Source organism: Burkholderia sp. SIMBA_062 (assembly GCF_046534765.1).
GTDB lineage: Bacteria > Pseudomonadota > Gammaproteobacteria > Burkholderiales > Burkholderiaceae > Burkholderia > Burkholderia ambifaria.
The window spans coordinates 1-274 of sequence record NZ_JAWRYD010000249.1; the positions used below are offsets into that span (position 1 = coordinate 1).

1 protein-coding gene is annotated in these 274 nt (G+C 40.5%); it reads left to right on the forward strand.

All coding sequences use genetic code 11. The annotated features are described in order from the left end of the window. Window positions 1-18: 18 nt before the first annotated feature. Window positions 19-274 (forward strand): hypothetical protein (locus SB786_RS36235; protein ID WP_410731577.1); only part of this gene is annotated, 256 nt, incomplete at its 3' end.

Consider the following 274-nt stretch of genomic DNA (forward strand, 5'->3'; position numbering starts at 1 on the left):
TTCCCATACGAGAAACCCGTGAGCCTAATAGAAATAGAAGGTTACCTTCAGCAACAAGCATTTTTTCTTACCGAAAGCCTTCGGATGCCGAAGCGCGTCTGTGAACGCTTAAAGACCTTCCAACAACCAACTCACTCCATCACAAACTCAAGACAAAGCGATGAAGACACTCTTACAGAAATAATTACTGGAAATCAAAAAAACACTTTACGTCAAATAATTGCTCAAACTCTATCTCAAGGCTTATTACCGCAACACATAATTGTGCTGACAC